The sequence below is a fragment of the Bradyrhizobium sp. Ken01 genome, from assembly GCF_055807355.1.
The window spans coordinates 1-289 of sequence record NZ_JBVVPC010000184.1 but is presented as its reverse complement, the minus strand read 5'-3'; the positions used below and the strand labels follow the sequence as shown (position 1 = coordinate 289).

1 protein-coding gene is annotated in these 289 nt (G+C 58.1%); it reads left to right on the top strand.

The genetic code is table 11. The annotated features are described in order from the left end of the window. Nucleotides 1–289 (top strand): ATP-binding cassette domain-containing protein (locus AC0L3S_RS39285; protein ID WP_473285336.1); only part of this gene is annotated, 289 nt, incomplete at both ends.

Here is a 289-nt window from a genome sequence, read left to right as displayed (position 1 = left end):
GGCGAGATCTCTATCGGTGCTCGTTCCGTAACTGGGCTGCCAGTGCACAGGCGCAATATCGGGGTCGTGTTCCAAAACTACGCCTTGTTTCCCCATCTCTCCGTTTTCGAAAACGTGGCATTTGCCCTGAAAATGCGCGGATTGTCCGGCTCCGAGCTTCGTGCCGGTGTCGCCGAAGCGCTCAATCTTGTTCAGCTCAGTCATTACGAGGGGCGCATGCCTCATGAGCTGTCTGGTGGCCAGCAGCAGCGCGTTGCATTAGCCCGTGCGCTTGTGTTCCGTCCAGGTG